General features: G+C 37.0%; 16 protein-coding genes and 1 pseudogene. 12 read left to right on the plus strand and 5 right to left on the minus strand.

The genetic code is table 11. The features are described from left to right. Positions 1-94: 94 nt before the first annotated feature. The 3 genes from BN1243_RS14675 to BN1243_RS14685 all read right to left on the minus strand — a co-directional run bounded on the left by BN1243_RS14675 (position 95) and on the right by BN1243_RS14685 (position 2,487). Positions 95-790, minus strand: coding sequence for a hypothetical protein (locus BN1243_RS14675; RefSeq protein ID WP_062107993.1), 696 nt, complete (start codon positions 788-790; stop codon positions 95-97). Positions 791-885: 95 nt separating this feature from the next. Continuing rightward, positions 886-1,851 carry an SDR family NAD(P)-dependent oxidoreductase gene (locus BN1243_RS14680; RefSeq protein WP_326569866.1) on the minus strand — a complete coding sequence of 322 codons (966 nt, stop codon included), beginning with the start codon at positions 1,849-1,851 and terminating at the stop codon, positions 886-888. Positions 1,852-1,902: 51 nt separating this feature from the next. Next, entirely contained in the window at positions 1,903-2,487 is a 585-nt protein-coding gene (locus BN1243_RS14685) for a TetR/AcrR family transcriptional regulator (protein ID WP_062107997.1), read from the minus strand. Between the two features lie 316 nt (positions 2,488-2,803). Between BN1243_RS14685 and BN1243_RS14690 the strand changes: the two genes are divergently transcribed. The 11 genes and pseudogenes from BN1243_RS14690 to BN1243_RS14740 form a co-directional block, all read left to right on the plus strand. Next, the gene (locus BN1243_RS14690; RefSeq protein ID WP_062107999.1) at positions 2,804-3,814 is read left to right on the plus strand and encodes a glycoside hydrolase family 15 protein; all 1,011 of its coding nucleotides are present in this window, start codon (positions 2,804-2,806) and stop codon (positions 3,812-3,814) included. Positions 3,815-4,064: 250 nt separating this feature from the next. Next, positions 4,065-6,002 carry a 1,4-alpha-glucan branching protein GlgB gene (gene glgB, locus BN1243_RS14695; protein ID WP_062110653.1) on the plus strand — a complete coding sequence of 646 codons (1,938 nt, stop codon included), beginning with the start codon at positions 4,065-4,067 and terminating at the stop codon, positions 6,000-6,002. Next, positions 5,995-7,179, plus strand: a complete 1,185-nt coding sequence (locus tag BN1243_RS14700; RefSeq protein WP_062108001.1) for a glucose-1-phosphate adenylyltransferase — start codon at positions 5,995-5,997, stop codon at positions 7,177-7,179. The genes glgB and BN1243_RS14700 overlap by 8 nt, the downstream gene beginning before the upstream one ends. 47 nt (positions 7,180-7,226) lie before the next feature. Then, on the plus strand, positions 7,227-8,330 hold the full coding sequence (gene glgD / locus BN1243_RS14705; RefSeq protein WP_062108003.1) for a glucose-1-phosphate adenylyltransferase subunit GlgD: 1,104 nt from the start codon (positions 7,227-7,229) through the stop codon (positions 8,328-8,330). A 12-nt stretch (positions 8,331-8,342) separates the two neighbouring features. Next, on the plus strand, positions 8,343-9,785 hold the full coding sequence (gene glgA / locus BN1243_RS14710) for a glycogen synthase GlgA (protein ID WP_062108004.1): 1,443 nt from the start codon (positions 8,343-8,345) through the stop codon (positions 9,783-9,785). A 169-nt stretch (positions 9,786-9,954) separates the two neighbouring features. After that, a complete protein-coding gene (locus tag BN1243_RS14715) occupies positions 9,955-10,203 on the plus strand; it encodes a hypothetical protein (protein ID WP_062108006.1) in 249 nt (82 codons plus the stop codon). A 236-nt stretch (positions 10,204-10,439) separates the two neighbouring features. Next, positions 10,440-11,813 carry a 23S rRNA (uracil(1939)-C(5))-methyltransferase RlmD gene (gene rlmD / locus BN1243_RS14720; protein ID WP_062110655.1) on the plus strand — a complete coding sequence of 458 codons (1,374 nt, stop codon included), beginning with the start codon at positions 10,440-10,442 and terminating at the stop codon, positions 11,811-11,813. A 208-nt stretch (positions 11,814-12,021) separates the two neighbouring features. Next, positions 12,022-12,474, plus strand: a complete 453-nt coding sequence (locus BN1243_RS14725; protein ID WP_062108008.1) for a MarR family winged helix-turn-helix transcriptional regulator — start codon at positions 12,022-12,024, stop codon at positions 12,472-12,474. A 26-nt stretch (positions 12,475-12,500) separates the two neighbouring features. After that, positions 12,501-13,019 carry a spermidine/spermine N(1)-acetyltransferase gene (locus tag BN1243_RS14730; protein ID WP_062110656.1) on the plus strand — a complete coding sequence of 173 codons (519 nt, stop codon included), beginning with the start codon at positions 12,501-12,503 and terminating at the stop codon, positions 13,017-13,019. A gap of 126 nt (positions 13,020-13,145) precedes the next feature. After that, positions 13,146-13,568: a DoxX family protein gene (locus BN1243_RS14735; protein ID WP_062108010.1), complete on the plus strand. Its 423-nt coding sequence runs from the start codon at positions 13,146-13,148 to the stop codon at positions 13,566-13,568. 19 nt (positions 13,569-13,587) lie between these two features. Beyond that, positions 13,588-13,920, plus strand: a pseudogene (locus BN1243_RS14740) (nitroreductase family protein); the annotation flags it as partial. 122 nt (positions 13,921-14,042) lie between these two features. Here BN1243_RS14740 and sspO read toward each other — a convergent pair. Further along, positions 14,043-14,195: a small acid-soluble spore protein O gene (sspO, locus tag BN1243_RS14745; protein ID WP_062108012.1), complete on the minus strand. Its 153-nt coding sequence runs from the start codon at positions 14,193-14,195 to the stop codon at positions 14,043-14,045. Positions 14,196-14,837: 642 nt separating this feature from the next. Here sspO and BN1243_RS14750 point away from each other — a divergent pair. Further along, a complete protein-coding gene (locus BN1243_RS14750) occupies positions 14,838-15,638 on the plus strand; it encodes a hypothetical protein (RefSeq protein WP_062108014.1) in 801 nt (266 codons plus the stop codon). A 60-nt stretch (positions 15,639-15,698) separates the two neighbouring features. On the opposite strand, the gene pgeF is transcribed toward BN1243_RS14750, so the two are convergent. Next, positions 15,699-16,475 (minus strand): peptidoglycan editing factor PgeF, encoded by a 777-nt coding sequence (gene pgeF / locus BN1243_RS14755; RefSeq protein ID WP_062108016.1) that lies wholly within the window; start codon positions 16,473-16,475, stop codon positions 15,699-15,701. Positions 16,476-16,503 lie beyond the last annotated feature (28 nt).

Consider the following 16,503-nt stretch of genomic DNA (forward strand, 5'->3'; position numbering starts at 1 on the left):
TAAGGTGGGGATTAACTGGAAGTTCTACCAAGTCCTCAAAATATAAATAGTCCTCTGCTCAAGAGCAGAGGACTACAGTCGTTATATTATTTAATTAGTCGTTAACGACAACGGATTTAGTAATATCTTCAAAAACAGGTAGGAATTCATCATAGCTACCATCAGAACTAGCAAAAGAGAAAATATAAGCTTTATCGTCGACAACGAAAGTTCTTTGATTTAATTTGTATCCTTCGTTCTTACTAATAGCTTCATTCCATTCCATACCATTGGAACTATAATTCTCTATACTTTCATAATCGAAACCAGTTTGGGCTGTTGCTAATTCAATGTAAGTATCTAAACTTAATGCACTTGGTAAAGTTTCAACAATTACATTAAAGTTAGTGCCGTCTTCTTCGTTAAGAATATAGGCTTCTGCTGGCATTCCTTGATCAGGAATATCAATTTGTTCAGCAATTTCAGGAAGAGCAAAAGAAATTCCTTCAAACGTAGTGTTTGCGTCCGTATTTGCATTTTCTGTATCGGATTTACTATCATCTGTATCTTTATTTGCTTCATCATCTTGATCTTTCGCTGCATTTTCATCGTCTTTTGCCGCATCTTCGTTCGCGTCTGTATCATTTTTCTCTGTATCTTCTTGATCTTGTTCATTTTGACCATTAGCTGCTTCTTCTTGCTTTTTGGTATCATTATCGGGCTCTTTATCTTTTGAAGAACTTAAGGAGCATCCTGATAATAAAATCATACCGAATACGATAAACAAAATAAAATGTTGTTTGAGTTTCATGCTTGCACCTCTTTTTAGCAATATAAAGGCTATTATATGGAGAAAGTATCTGGGAAACCATCCCACTTTGTCACTAAAAACGAGGGCGAGAATAATTAGGCCTTTTGAAACGTACCAGTTGCCATGTAATGAACGGTTTGTTTTAGTCCTTCTTGATATGATGTTCGGGGCAGGGGACCAATTTCTTTTTCATATTTAGCCCCGTTGAGAATAACTGGTTCCTCATTTAGATAGAACATTTCCACAACTTCCCGCATGGTAGGGTTAGCCAAGCCTAACATTTTAATCATTCCTTTTGTAACTGTAAAAACAGGCTTTTTATACCCAAGCAAGTTTCGCAAAATTGCTACGAGTTGATCGCCTGTAATCACGTCATAACCGGGTATATTCCAATTTTGACCGTATGCTGTATCTTCCAAAGCGAGATTGACAAGAGCCTTTGCTCCATCTGGTGTATAAATAAATTCTCTAGCAATTCGTTGGTCACCAACAAAGTATGCCGTTTTATGTTGAATAACATTTTTCAAGGTATAGTGTAAAATTGAATTTTCAGCGTTTGGCCCGTAAAAGTCAGGAAAATGGGCAATGATCGTTTCCACATTCGTCTTTTTTACAAGCTCTTCAACTTGTAGGCGAATTTTCCCCTTTTTAGTATGAGGGTTTTTTTTCATTGTTTCCGTGACTTTTTTACTAGCGGATTTTCCATAGGCATAAATATTCTCTACAAAGGCTAATTTAGCTCCGGTTACCTCCGCAGTCTGAATGACATTTTTATAAAAGGGAATCAGTTTCTCACTCCATTGTTCATAAGGGAGATTAGCTGATTGGAAAATAATATCTACCTGACTTGCTGCAGTAACTAATTGGTTCATATCAAAAATATCGCCACTTTGTATGGTAACTAAATTCAATCCTTTAAATAATTTTTGCAACTTTTCCTCTGAACGTGCAAATGCGGTGACTTTAATTCCACGATTCACAAGCTCATGAACGATGGAATATCCCATCCCTCCAGAAGCTCCTAATACAAGTGCATGTTTCATTATAAAACCCCTTTTTATTTTATTGACCACTGTTCAAATTAAGAGAAAAAAGTAAGCTGAGGACAAGCCTCATACTTTACTTTTTAAAGAAAGACTTTTCAAAAGGAAATCCACATGTAACTGTGCTAACGATTTTACTTCATCAAATCCTACGACATGTCGTAAATAATGAGTGACGAAGCCATGTAAAGAGAGGAAGATCGACCAAATCTCTTGGACTGTCAATTGTTTGTTGCACAAGCTTTGGACGCTTTTGGCAAACAATTCATACGTATTATTAGGACCTTGGTTAATAAAATTGCGAACTTCCTCATCTTTAATTAAAAACATAATCTCGTAATGACTTTGGTGGGTAAGACCAAATTTAATGTAGCCAAGTAAAATACTTTGTAATTTTTCATGTGGTTTTAATGATTCTTCCATAATTTGTTTTAGCTCAAGTTCAAGCATATTAAAATGTTCCTCAACTAATGCGTAAAACAATTCGGCTTTATTTTTATAATGGTAATAAATAGCGCCATGACTATAGCCTAACACCTTGGCAATTTGCCTCATTGAAACTTGCTGATATCCCTTTTCAATAAATAAATCCCGTGCTGCATCCATAATCATGTCTCGAGTTAATTCCTGCTGTACAGATTTACGCGGTGACATTTCATCCTCCTAATTTGACCACTGTTCAATTAAATGATATTACTTTCCTAACCTATTTGTCAACATGAACTATTTCGACAAATTTCGGGTCGTGCCAGGCACCAAACACTTGGCACCAAACACTTATCTCGTCAGAAGCTAGGAAGTTTGTACGTCGCTAAACGCTGCCTTCTGCTTTTCTGTGTGCCAGGCACCGATCACTCAAGGCACCAATCACCATTTGTCCATTCGTGAATATTGTATAAGGGAAGGTTTATAAAAGGCGGGAATGTTAACAATGAGAATAGATGAATACTCATTGGAGGTGCTTGTTCACATGAATTTGGAAAAAGCAGTTCACGTGTTGGATAAGATGCGTCTCCCGAGCGGGGCGTATACGGCTAGCCTTTCAGACGATTATAGTTATGTATGGATTCGAGATATTTTTTATACGGTATTGCCGTTTTTATATAAGCGATCAGAACGTTATGAGGCAGCTTACCATGCGTTGTTTGACCTATTTAAAAGCTATGAATGGAAAATTGATATTCATATAGAAAAGAAACCAGTTTATTTATATGAGTATATACACTCACGATATTCGACAGAACTTGAGGAAATCCATGTTGAATGGGGGCATGCCCAAAACGATGCTATTGGTGCTTTTCTTTGGGGAGTAGGGGAAGGTGTCAGGCATGGGCAAAGGGTAATTAGAGATTCATCTGATTTGCGAATCGTTCAAAAGCTAGTTGAATATCTCGAAAACTTGCAATATTGGCAGGCGGAAGATAACGGGATGTGGGAAGAAAATATTGAAGTGCATGCATCCAGCGTAGGAGCCTGTGTAGCGGGGGTAAGAGCTGTTCGAATGCTTGTGAATGTAAAAGAGGAGCTAATTCAAAAAGGTGAGGAAACGTTACGGGGCCTTTTACCATGTGAAAGCGAGACAAAGGAAGTGGACTTGGCTCTTCTTTCTTTAATCTTTCCGTATCGCATCGTTGACCGAGAGATGGCCTTACAAATTATTAATCGTGTAACTAGCCGGCTTGAACGTGAAAGAGGCTGTATTCGTTATGAACACGACCAATATTACAATGAAGGAAGAGAAGCAGAATGGTGCTTTGGCTTCCCGTGGTTAGGGCTTTGCTATCGAGAGCTAGGGATGGATGAAGTAGCAGAAGCATATGTAGAAAAAACTATGCGAAATATTCCTGATAACTGGGAGATTCCTGAACTGTATATTGGTGGGAAAAATATCGCTAATGTTAATACACCACTCGCATGGTCAGTCTCACTTTCTTATTTATTTTTAAGTGTTATGGAGCTGGAACAAAAACAAATACATTAGGATCGTTTCCTAACAACGGCATGTGAAATAGAGATTTCACATGCTGTTTTTTTGATCTGCTACGTTGGTGGCAAAGCCTAGAAATCCACTCCCCCTAATAATTGACAAAACTAGTGTTTTTTCATCGAAGGATTCGCATTTTTCACACCGAAATATGAATATTACATGATTTAAAAAAGAATCAAATTGTAAATTATGAATAATTTTGTAAGTAAATAAATAAGATAGTGGAGGTGTCGAGTTGCAGGTCATGGTAGATAAACTAGAAAAGATCCTCCCGAGTGAGTATGATCGCTATCTTTTTCACGAGGGAACCCTTTACGAGTCTTATAAAATGCTCGGTGCTCATATCATGAATATGAATGGCAAAAAAGGTGTCCGCTTTATAGTTTGGGCACCCAATGCGTTAAACGTATCAGTAGTTGGAGATTTTAACGAGTGGCAACATTCACATGACAGGATGAATCGTGTGAGTAATTCAGGATTATGGACGTTATTTATTCCAGGGTTAAAAGAAGGAATGCTTTATAAATATGCGATTGAAACGGCAACAAAGGAAGTTGTGCTCAAAGCGGACCCATATGCATTTTACTCTGAAAAGCGTCCAGAAACAGCCTCGATCATTTATCAATTGGATACATATAAATGGAAAGATGAAAAATGGATGAAGCGTAGAAAAACGTGTGATCACTATCACCAGCCTATGCTCATTTATGAACTGCATCTCGGATCGTGGAAAAGGAAGGAAGGTGGAGACTTTTATACCTATCGTGAATTAGCTGATGAGGTGATTGATTATGTAAAATCATTTGGATATACCCATATTGAATGTATGCCGCTAATGGAACATCCTTTTGATCGATCATGGGGATACCAAATTACAGGATTCTATTCCGCGACAAGTCGTTACGGAACTCCTGAGGATTTTATGTATTTTGTAGACCGCTGTCATCAAAAGGGAATAGGTGTCATTCTAGATTGGGTTCCTCTTCACTTTTGTAAAGACGCACATGGTCTAGGTCGATTTGATGGAACTCCTCTATATGAACCAATTTATCCGGAAAGGGCTGAACGATTAAACTGGGGTACTTATAATTTTGACTTCAGCAAGCCAGAAGTTATAAGTTTCCTTATTTCCAATGCTCTGTTTTGGTTAGAAAAATATCATATTGATGGGTTTCGAATAGATGCAGTCTCTTCCATGATTTATTTAAATCATGATAATGCTGGGGCGCAATTAATAAAAAATCATCTTGGAGGAGAAGAAAATATTGAAGCAATTGCTTTCATTAAAAAGTTAAACGAAGTTGTTTTTGAAAAGTATCCGCACGTTTTGATGATGGCTGAAGAGGCAACAGATTATCCACTAGTAACCTCTCCAACCTATAACGGCGGGCTTGGATTTAATTATAAGTGGAATATGGGTTGGACGAATGACGTCTTAAAATATATGAAAATGGGTTTTGAAGAACGGTCTGACCATCATCAGTTATTGACCTTTTCCTTCCTTTACGCATTTTCCGAAAACTTTGTTTTGGCGTTTTCGCATGATGAAGTCGTACACGGAAAACGGTCATTGCTCAATAAAATGCCAGGAGATTATCTGGAAAAGTTTGCTCAGCTTCGCTTATTAATTGGTTACTTCTTCACTCATCCAGGGAAAAAGCTGTTGTTTATGGGAAATGAATTGGCTCAATTTGACGAATGGAAGGATTTAGAGGAGCTTGATTGGAATCTTTTAGACTTCGATTCTCACAGTCAATTTCATATATATTTCAAAGCGTTAAGTCAATTTTATAACAATACAAGTTGCTTATGGCGAGTGGATCATGAACAGGATGGATTTGAGTGGATTGATCCGCATGATTCAAAACAGAATGTCATTACATTTATGCGGAAGGGCAGGAGAAAAGGGGATTATTGTCTCATCATTTGTAACTTTAGCGTCAATGTTTACGAACAATATCGGATTGGTGTCCCATCTCTCGGATCTTACATTGAGGTTTTTAACAGTGATCTCGGAATATACGGAGGTTCAAATCAAATTAATTCAAAAACGATTAAAGTGGATAAAGAGCCTTATCATAATCAACCTTATAGTATGAAGGTTACCGTTCCCCCACTTGGAATGACTATATTGATGAAACAAACAAAAAAAAGACGGAGGAGTGGTATTAAATATGTCTAAAAAATGGATCGCTATGCTACTTGCGGGCGGGCAAGGAACGCGGCTAAATGAATTAACAACAGAAATCGCAAAGCCAGCCGTTCCATTCGGCGGAAAATATCGAATTATTGACTTTACATTAAGCAATTGCACTCATTCAGGCATTGATACTGTAGGAGTTTTAACACAATATGAACCTCATGTTTTGAACGATTATGTTAAAGGTGGAAGGGCCTGGGACTTAGATCGAACTTATGGTGGAGTTTCCGTGCTTCCTCCATATAAGGCAAAAGATGGCGGACATTGGTATAAAGGCACAGCTAATGCAGTATTTCAAAACATCCAGTTCATTGATAAATACGATCCAGAACATGTTCTAGTGATCTCTGGCGATCATATATACAAAATGGATTATACGAGATTACTTCACTATCATATTGAAAAAGGTGCAGATGCATCGATCGCCGTAATTCGAGTACCTTGGAGTGAAGCAACTCGGTTTGGGATCATGAATACAAATGATTCAGGCAAAATAATAGACTTTGAGGAAAAGCCAACCTTTCCTAGAAGCAATCTTGCTTCGATGGGGGTTTATTTATTTAATTGGAAAATGCTAAAAAGCTATTTACTCGAGGATGAGGAGAATCAACTTTCTTCCAATGATTTTGGCAAGGATATTATTCCAAAAATGCTAGCTGATCAAGGAAAACTGTATGCTTATCAGTTTAATGGCTATTGGAAGGATGTTGGCACTGTCGAAAGCCTGTGGGAAGCAAATATGGATCTCCTTGAGGACAGCAGCGGGTTAAAATTGGATGATCCTTATTGGAAAATATATGCGGGGAATGCCAACCATCCACCTCAATACATTTCCAAAGAAGCTCGAGTTACCCAATCACTTGTTAATGAAGGCTCACTTATATACGGAAACATTCAGCATTCTGTCGTGTCCTATGACGTGCAAATTGGGGCTGGCTCTGTCATTACAGATTCCGTTATTATGCCAAACGTAAAAATCGGTAAAAATGTAAGAATTGAAAGGGCGATTATCGCATCTAATACTGTGATTGAGGATGGTACGATCATAGGACCGTCTGCTTTAACAAATGAAATTTCATTGTTCGGGAATTGGCATTGCCTCTCTGAAAATATGAAAAAGGTAATCGGTGGCGAACCTCGTTTTCCTCATTATCAGTAGTCGGAATTTGTCTGAAGAGTGCACCTTTAAAGGAAAGGACGTTTGAAATGAAGGTATTTGGCATTATCAATTTAATTAATGAAAAGCCATTTTTAAAAGAGTTGACGGCAAACCGTTGCTTGGCATCTGTACCATTTGCTGGGCGTTATCGATTAATAGATTTTACTTTGTCTAATTATATGCATGCTGGCATAAAGCAGGTAGCAGTTTTTACAAATAATAAATTCCGCTCGATTCTCGATCATCTCGGTTCTGGAAAGGAGTGGGACTTAGATAGAAGTCATGGCGGTCTATTTGTCCTTCCGCCTGCTCAGCCAGATGAACCGGCATGTGGAGACATTTCGGCCTTCCATGAATATTTTGATGTTTTAAAGCGGTCATCCGCAGATACTGTCGTCATTTCTCCGGGTTATCACGTAGGGAAAGTAGATTATCAGGATGTTATTCGCGAACATGAAAGAAGTAAGGCCGATATAACGGTTCTTTATAAAGATTATAATGGATCACAGCTAAAAAAGCCGATCTACCATAAATGTATATTTCAAGATGATGGACGGTTAATGAATATGGAACTATACACTGCACCTAAAGAAGGAGATCCTATATGTTTGGAAACATACATAATGAAGAAATCCTTATTTATGAACTTAGTTGAGAGTTGTTTTCGAAACCAGGAGTATGATTTTTTAAAGGATGCGATTAAGGCTAATCTTGATAGTTTACTTGTAAAAGGTTATTCGTTTCAGGGATATATGCCCTTCATTCATTCAATCGAAAGCTATTATGAGAGTAATATGGAATTTTTAAATCCAGAAGTTATACGTTCCCATTACTACGATCAATGGGAAATTTGTACGAAAGTAAAGCATGAAGCTCCAGCTAAGTACGGAGCAACCTCATCTGTATCAAATGCTTTTATCGCTAATGGCTGTGATATTCAAGGTACAGTTGAAAATAGTATTTTATTCAGAGGTGTAAAGATCAAAAAGGGAGCGGTCGTGAAAAATAGCATCATTATGCAAAAGGGTGAAATTGAGGAAGATGTTTATCTTGATCATGTCATTTCCGATAAGCAAGCACTATTTAAAGAGAAGTCCATTCTAATAGGTGAACAGCAGCCTAAAATAATTAAAAAGTCAGAAGTGATTTAATGGAGGCACGTTATGAATGTATTATTTGCAGCTTCTGAATGTGTACCTTTTGTTAAAACAGGGGGACTTGGAGATGTCATCGGATCACTGCCAAGAGCATTGGATGAGCAAGGTGTAAAAGTAAGTGTTATTTTACCAAAATATGAAGACCTTCCGTTTGAATATAAGCAGCAAATGTCGTTTTTAGCTAGTGTGAAAGTTCCAGTTGGTTGGAGATTACAATACTGTGGTATCGAGATGATGGAGATTGATGGAATTGATTATTATTTTTTAGACAATGAGTATTATTTTAAAAGACATGGGAGCTACGGTTTCTTCGATGATGGAGAGCGCTTTGCCTTTTATTCGAGAGCAGTATTGGAGGCTTTGCCCCATTTACGCGATAAGCCAGATATTATCCATTGTCATGACTGGCAAGCAGGCCCGATTTGTGTGCTATTAAAAGCCCATTATAAAAACCACCCTTTTTATCAACATATAAAGACAGTATTTACCATTCATAATTTGCGTTACCAAGGTGTTTATCCTAAATCAGTATTAGCGGACTTATTAGATTTAAGTGAATTATATTATCAGCTTAACGGTTTGGAATTCTACGGAAATGTCAGTTATTTAAAGGCTGGCCTTGCCTATTCAGATTTGGTGACAACGGTCAGTCCCACATATGCGGATGAAATTAAAGACCCGTACTATGGTGAAAAATTGGATGGGGTGTTACGGGAAAAGGGAGAGACGCTAAAAGGAATTTTGAATGGAATTGATGACACTTTGTATGATCCAGCTACAGATCCATTTATTCCTGTTCAATATAGTCAATTTGAAGGAAAGGCAGAGAATAAGCTAATTTTACAGGAGTCACTGGGTTTACCTGTAGATAGAGAGATACCACTATTGTCGATGGTCACTCGCTTAGTCGAGCAAAAGGGACTAGATTTAGTGCTTCACGTGTTCCATGAAATGATGAGGATGGGAGTTCAATTTGTGCTGCTCGGCACAGGAGATGAGAAATATGAGCAGGCCTTTAGAGATTTAGCAGCACAATATCCTGAAAACGTATCTTTTCAAAATGGCTTTAATGAAGCTCTAGCGCGGCAAATCTATGCTAGTTCTGATTTGTTTTTAATGCCTTCTCAATTTGAGCCATGTGGCATTGGGCAGTTGCTCGCGTTACGCTACGGCACATTGCCTCTTGTTAGAGAAACAGGAGGATTGCGCGATTCTGTTGTCCCGTATAATGAATTTACGAATGAAGGATATGGCTTTTCCTTTACTCATTATAATGCCCATGACATGCTTTACACCGTTGAGCGTGCTGTTTGGTTGTATCGTTTCCAGCCTAATAAGTGGAAGATGTTAGTGAATAGGGCATTGTATCTCGATTTTAGCTGGCGCGCATCAGCTACTCACTATAAGGAATTGTACGAGGAATTGGTAAAAGAGCTAGTTATTATATAGATTGGAAGAATTCAATTTTGCAAATAGACCTACTTTCAATTATTAAAAGTAGGTCTATTTCCTGTTTAAAGAAGCCAGCCCATTTATAGGTCATTTATAAACCAAGTGCTAAAAGGGCGCATAGAATAAATGGATTTTAGATATTTAAGATAAAAAAGGAGGATGCGGTATGGATCAATACAGTGCAATACAAAGATATGGGGTGCCTAATGATGATATGAGATTGATCCCTTTTGGTTTCGGTAGGCCATTTGGGTTCGGACGTCCCTTCTATGGACGGCCTTTTGGTTTTGGCTTTGGTGCTGCCCCATTGTTAGGAGGTTTTCTCGGAGGCCTTGCCGCTGGTTCTTTAATTAGGCCACCATACGGATTTGGCTATCCCTACTATCAACCATATCCATATGGGTACTATTGGTAGATATTAAAACTTTATAGATCACGAACCTCTCTAAAAGGGAGGTTTTTATTTTCGAATAAGAGAATGTTCAGCCTAGCCCCGGCTTAAAATCTTCCAATTGTTTTCACTTCCATATGGATTCGTTATAATAGGTAAGTATGCAGAAAAAATCATGATGAAAGAAATATTTTATTATAGATCGCGATTAGATAAGGTAATGGGAGGAACTAATATTGTTGAATGTAAAAGGAGAGTCCATGATTACAGATATCCGCCAATTAGATCCAAAAGGCGCAGGACAAGCTGTTGTTTGGCGGGAAAATGAACTAGGGAATAAGAAAAAGTTAAAGCTGACAATTCCTCATACTATCCCTGGAGAACAAGTTCGTGTAACTGTGGAAAAGCCGCATCTTAGGAGATGGAAGGCAAAGCCAGATGAAATTTTACAAGCGAGTCCGGAAAGAACGGAACCAGACTGCCCTCATTTTGAAAAATGCGGAGGTTGTGTTTGGCAACATTGGCAATATACTGGTCAATTAAGGCAAAAAACGAATCATGTGAAACAAGCACTTGAGTCTCAAGGATTTGATCCAGATCTTGTCCAAGATACGATCGGCATGGATGACCCTTGGCGCTATCGAAATAAAATGGAATTTACTTTCAGCGCGGATGGCGAGCTTGGATTACATGAGCAAGGGAATTTCCGTAATATTATTTCGCTGGAAACTTGCCTGATCGCTAGTAAAGATATGGTAGAGGCTACAATGGAAGTTGCGAAATGGGCTAAGGATTATAAATTAAAAGGCTATGATAAGGATAAGCATGAAGGATTGCTTCGCCATTTAATGGTTCGCCAATCTTATGAGACTGGTGAGATGATGCTAGCCCTTTTTGCAACGGAAGCACCTACAGATCATCTTGAAGTTGCTGTAAAAGGCCTCATTGAGCGGATTGAGGGTAAATTCCCACAAGTTCAAAGCTTAATATGGCTGGAAAATACCCAATGGGCAGACCGTACTCAGGCGGAAAAAACACATGTCTTATCAGGACGTGACTTTATTTATGACGAGCTGCTTGGTTATCGCTATCGCCTTTGGTTCGATACATTTTTTCAAACAAACCCAACGCAGGCGCAAAAATTGGTTGAACTTGCAATAGAAATGGGACAACCGAAGAAAACGGAAAAGATGATTGATCTATTCTGTGGGGTTGGCACCTTTTCGCTTCCATTTGCGAGCCGTGTGAAAGAACTTGCTGGAATTGAAATTGTGGAAACATCGATTGAATCAGCGAAGAGAAATGCGGACGATAACGGTATTACAAACACATACTTTCTTGCGAAGGATGCTCGTCTCGGTATCGACCAAGTGCATGAAACATTTGGTAAACCAGAATTATTATTGCTTGATCCACCACGTTCAGGCGCTGGCGGCAAGGTAATGAGAAGAATTGGCCGCTCCCAGCCAGAACGAATTGTATACGTATCTTGTAACCCAGATACATTTGCAACAGATATAAAGGAACTTATACCTTTTGGATATAAACTGGAAAGCGTTCAACCAGTGGATTTATTTCCGCATACGTATCATGTGGAGTGTTGTGCGTTGTTGACGTTAGAAAAGACTAATTAAAATATACCTTTCCATTCTAATTTGAATTCGGGTTTTTGGGATTATTAAATAGAAGATCAATTTATTATCAATAGTTTTATCGTTGGGCTGGATTCAATAGTGATTCAGTCCTTTTTAACTTTCTCGACTTTTTATTGCAAATGCAACAAAGTTAAATTATAATTTTTTTGTTGCATTTGCAATAAAAATACGTGTTAAGGAGTTCATTATGAAGGAAATTCTTCGTGAGATTGGAATGATCGCAAGGGCATTAGATTCTATTAGTAATATAGAATTTAAAGAATATGACCTTACAAAAGGGCAGTATTTGTACCTTGTACGAATATATGAAAACCCAGGAATCATTCAAGAGAAGTTAGCTGAGATGATAAAAGTAGATCGAACAACAGCATCACGTGCTATAAAAAAACTCGAAATGAATGACTTTATTGAGAAGAGAGATGACCCACATAATAAGAAAATAAAAAAACTATTTCCGACAGAGAAAGCGAAAGGTGTGTATCCATTTATAAAAAGAGAAAATGATTATTCCAACACCGTCGCCTTAAATGGTTTTTGCGAAACAGAGGCTGAAATGACTTTCAACCTTCTGCAAAGAATAAGAGGAAATATTGAAAAAGACTGGGAATATGTAAAAAGGGGAAACAAAAGAGACTATTGATGATGGAGAAGGAGCGACAAATCAAAATGACTATAAGGATAAAAAAGTGCACACTTGATGATTTACAAACACTTCAAGAAATAAGTATAGAAACATTCAATGCTACATTTAAAGATCAGAATTCACCCGAAAATATGAAGTCCTATTTGGAAAAGGCATTTAACTTAAAACAATTGGGAAAGGAACTATCCAATATTTTTTCGCAATTCTTTTTGGTTTATTTTAATAATGAAGTTGCTGGATATTTAAAGGTCAGTACGGATGATGCTCAGTCTGAAGAAATGGGCAATGAATCACTTGAAATTGAGAGGATATATGTAAGGGCCAATTTTCAAAAACATGGACTTGGTAAATATCTGCTAAATAAAGCTATGGAAATTGCGAAGGAACGTAATAAAAGCAAAATCTGGCTAGGTGTATGGGAAAATAATGAAAGTGCTATTGGCTTTTATAAGAAAATGGGGTTTGTTCAAATCGGAGCCCACTCTTTTTATATGGGTGATGAAGAACAGACGGACTTTGTAATGATCAAAACGATCAAATAAACCTTTTAAGGATGGATTACATGATTAGGGAATTTATTAAATGAGGGGTTGACACATTAAATTATATGTATTATGATTATCTCGAATTAGAGATAATTTAATCAAAGATACCTTTAGGAGGAAAAAATGTTAGATATAGGTTTACTTATCATTAGGTTGATAGTTGGTATATTATTTATAGGTCACGGTAGTCAAAAATTGTTTGGTTGGTTTGGAGGACATGGTTTAAAGGGGACAGCTGGTTGGTTTGAGTCAATCGGTATTAGACCAGGCGTGCCTATGGCATTTATAGCTGGAATATCAGAGTTCATCGGTGGATTACTATTCATTCTTGGATTATTTACGCCGCTCGCCGGAATTTTAATTGCAGGAACGATGATTATGGCAATTATAAAGGTACATGCTCCAAATGGTTTATGGGCAACATCCAATGGGTATGAATTTAACTTGACTCTTTTGGCAGTAGCAATCGGTATTGCATTAACGGGAGCAGGTCAATATAGTTTGGATATATTTTTTGGTAAATGCCTCGAAATAGAGATTTACTAATTAAGGGGGAATCGGGTTTATGACTGAATTTACACAACTTGTTAAAGAAAGGCGATCTGCAAGTAACTTTCTTCCAGAATATACAATTACGAAAGAAGAATTAGACTCCATATTTGAACTAGTTAAATTGGGTCCATCCGCTTTTAATCTTCAACATACAAATTATGTTGTAGTTACGAATCCAGAGAAAAAGGAGGAAATTAGAAAAGCTGCAAACGGGCAATATAAGGTTCATAGTGCTTCAGCGGTCATTCTAGTTTTAGGTGATAAAGAAGCTTATAAAAACGCGGCACAAATTAATGAAGGTTTGTTGATGCTAGGTATTCTCAATAAACAACAATATGATTTCCTTGGATAACCTCCTAAATGTACCGAATTTGTAATGTTAAATAGGTATATATCACGGTATCAAAGTTAAAAAGAAGGCTTTCATGAAAGTTCACTGTTAACAACTCTCATGGAAGCCCTTCTTCGTTATTGATTCTTTTTCCGTTTTTTATTATTTTGTTTTTGCTTTTCAGTTAATGGTTCGTTGGCAAATTCTTCACTAATTTTCGCACCGAAGTTTGATCCCTTTTCAGGATTCATCCCTTCCATATTACTTCCAGTTCTTTTTCTTCTTGGCATGATCCTCACCTCCATGGTTCATTTTTCCCATGTTTGTGGAAATTATCCTGCATTAACGGGCACTAAATTGCGCCTCAGCCTTTTGATTGACTTCATTTTACATTAATGTCATTGCCCCCACTTTCTGTTTATTTTAGGAGTCCATTTAACCGTATTTTTAACCCAATTTGTTTAGAATAGTTTGATAGGTTTAGGTGTGTTTAAGAAGAGAGTCCCTATAAGATCTCTTAGTATAGTGAAATGAGTCTACCTTTTCCTTTTAATTTTCGGAAATGTTAAAACACTCCCCCGCTCTTATCTTCTATCCTATAAATGTTACTCGCTAATTTAACTCATTTATATAAATATTCAAATTAACTCGAATTGTATTTCAATTATTGTATACTAATTAAGAGAAGGGACTAAAAACCACTGTAAAAAGTAACATGAAAGTTAATATCGTAAATTTACTCTTCAAACCAGTATTAATAGGCACTACTACAAATAGGTCATACGATGGGACTTAACGATAATAATACAATGCCATATACAGTTATGTGTCAAGAAGCTTTCGATAGGGCCGTTTCTACACCACAGAGAGATGATCTTAATGGAATAAATGCAAAGTATTAATAATAATTAAAAGGGGAGAGATGAATCATAATGAAATTTAATAAAATGTTATTTTTTGTCACTTTTTCAGTTGCGTTACTTTTTTATGGCTGTCAACAAAAAAGTGATATAAGTATTAACAATGAAAATTCTAAATTAGCTACAGAGAAAGCTAGTATAGAAGAGAATGTAGATAAAGAAAAATCCATAGACAATGTTGAAGAACATGAAGGTTTAGTGATTGAAGCTCTTGCAGAATATAACGCGCTCGCTTTAACCTTTGAAGAGTTATATTCTGATGCAGATCTTGTTTTGGAACTTAAAGTGAAAACTGTAGATTCATTTATTGAGGAACAAACTGGAAGTATCTTGAGTAATGTAATACCAGAAGTTGTTCACATTTATAAGGGTGAATATAACGGAAAACCTATACAGGTTGTAGGCGGGAAGATGAATTATAATGAATATATGTCCAATGAAATTATAAAGGAAAAACTTGAAGGTAGAGAAGATCCAAATCCTAATGCTGAAAAAGCGAAGCATGAAGATGTTCTTTTTATTATGGATAATGGATATATTTATGAAGCGGGAGATAGGTATTTTTTCTTTGGAAAGGAATATGAAGATGAGAACTTTATTAGGCCGCTATATGCTTACCAATCATCATTTAAAGTAGAAAATCAAACAGTTTCAAATAAAGCTATACAAGAGGATGAACCCCTATTTACAGATATAAAGAATGTGTTTTCTGTAAATAGTAAACAAAGCAATAGTACGTTAGAAAATGGCGAGCCAAAAGTAGGCATTAACAAAAATGCTTTTGAGGATATGCTTAATGGATTAAAAGATTGATTATTCCTGCATTCCAAACGGTGGATAACGTTAATTTATCCACCGTTTTTTCAATTTCCCTCATGTTTGTGAAAATAAATCCTTTTTCATTACGAAAGCCAAATGTCTTCCACATTGTTTATCCTGGCGATAGGAGAACCCTTCATGACTTTTAAACGTACACATTGGATCAATGGAAATCTGTCCCTCTGGTATTCCTGCTAATAGGCATTGTTTTTTTACCGTTTGTTGATTATCAATATGGTATTTATTCGTTTGCTCATTGTAATCGATGTAATCATCTGCATAGCCAAGTGCTTTGTATTTCATAAATACGTCTTCATCCACTTCAAACTTCTCCTGGCTTAGCGCTGCACCAATTTGAACATGGAACCTACTTGAAGGACATTGTTCCACTTGAATTAAATGGTTGAAAAGCCTTAAGGAAATCTCCTTGACAGTCCCTTGCCAACCAGAGTGAATCACACCAATAACCCCATTTACCTCATTATAAAAAATTACGGGGACACAGTCGGCAGCAAAGCTACATAATAAAAGATTCGGTTCATACGTGTATAAAGCATCTGTGTCTTGTATGGCAGAATCCATTCGTTTAGCACCTCTGCCTCTATCGTTCAATGTCACCCGATGGAAATTTGCACTATGTGTTTGCTGAGCACAGACGAAATCTTCAAGCTCACAATTCAAAAGGGTTGCCAGCATTTTGCGATTTTTTAAAACATGTTCATCGTTTTTACAGGCATGAAGAGCCATATTATTGTTTTCCAACATTGTATGATCTCTTAACGTCATTCCCGCAATTAATTTATCGTTTTTTACATATAATTTTGAATTCATATGATCACCTAATCTAACTATATGTTAG

It is taken from the genome of Bacillus niameyensis (assembly GCF_001375535.1).
Classification (GTDB): domain Bacteria; phylum Bacillota; class Bacilli; order Bacillales; family Bacillaceae_C; genus Lederbergia; species Lederbergia niameyensis.

What these genes read in the sequence shown, in the direction of transcription:
- pgeF (WP_062108016.1), bottom strand. Translation starts at nt 16,475, where the DNA reads ATGAATTCAAAATTATATGTAAAAAACGATAAATTAATTGCGGGAATG.
- BN1243_RS14685 (WP_062107997.1), bottom strand. Translation starts at nt 2,487, where the DNA reads ATGTCACCGCGTAAATCTGTACAGCAGGAATTAACTCGAGACATGATT.
- rlmD (WP_062110655.1), top strand. Translation starts at nt 10,440, where the DNA reads ATGATTACAGATATCCGCCAATTAGATCCAAAAGGCGCAGGACAAGCT.
- glgB (WP_062110653.1), top strand. Translation starts at nt 4,065, where the DNA reads ATGGTAGATAAACTAGAAAAGATCCTCCCGAGTGAGTATGATCGCTAT.
- sspO (WP_062108012.1), bottom strand. Translation starts at nt 14,195, where the DNA reads ATGCCAAGAAGAAAAAGAACTGGAAGTAATATGGAAGGGATGAATCCT.
- BN1243_RS14725 (WP_062108008.1), top strand. Translation starts at nt 12,022, where the DNA reads ATGAAGGAAATTCTTCGTGAGATTGGAATGATCGCAAGGGCATTAGAT.
- BN1243_RS14750 (WP_062108014.1), top strand. Translation starts at nt 14,838, where the DNA reads ATGAAATTTAATAAAATGTTATTTTTTGTCACTTTTTCAGTTGCGTTA.
- glgD (WP_062108003.1), top strand. Translation starts at nt 7,227, where the DNA reads ATGAAGGTATTTGGCATTATCAATTTAATTAATGAAAAGCCATTTTTA.
- BN1243_RS14715 (WP_062108006.1), top strand. Translation starts at nt 9,955, where the DNA reads ATGGATCAATACAGTGCAATACAAAGATATGGGGTGCCTAATGATGAT.
- BN1243_RS14690 (WP_062107999.1), top strand. Translation starts at nt 2,804, where the DNA reads ATGAATTTGGAAAAAGCAGTTCACGTGTTGGATAAGATGCGTCTCCCG.
- BN1243_RS14735 (WP_062108010.1), top strand. Translation starts at nt 13,146, where the DNA reads ATGTTAGATATAGGTTTACTTATCATTAGGTTGATAGTTGGTATATTA.
- BN1243_RS14675 (WP_062107993.1), bottom strand. Translation starts at nt 790, where the DNA reads ATGAAACTCAAACAACATTTTATTTTGTTTATCGTATTCGGTATGATT.
- glgA (WP_062108004.1), top strand. Translation starts at nt 8,343, where the DNA reads ATGAATGTATTATTTGCAGCTTCTGAATGTGTACCTTTTGTTAAAACA.
- BN1243_RS14700 (WP_062108001.1), top strand. Translation starts at nt 5,995, where the DNA reads ATGTCTAAAAAATGGATCGCTATGCTACTTGCGGGCGGGCAAGGAACG.
- BN1243_RS14730 (WP_062110656.1), top strand. Translation starts at nt 12,501, where the DNA reads ATGACTATAAGGATAAAAAAGTGCACACTTGATGATTTACAAACACTT.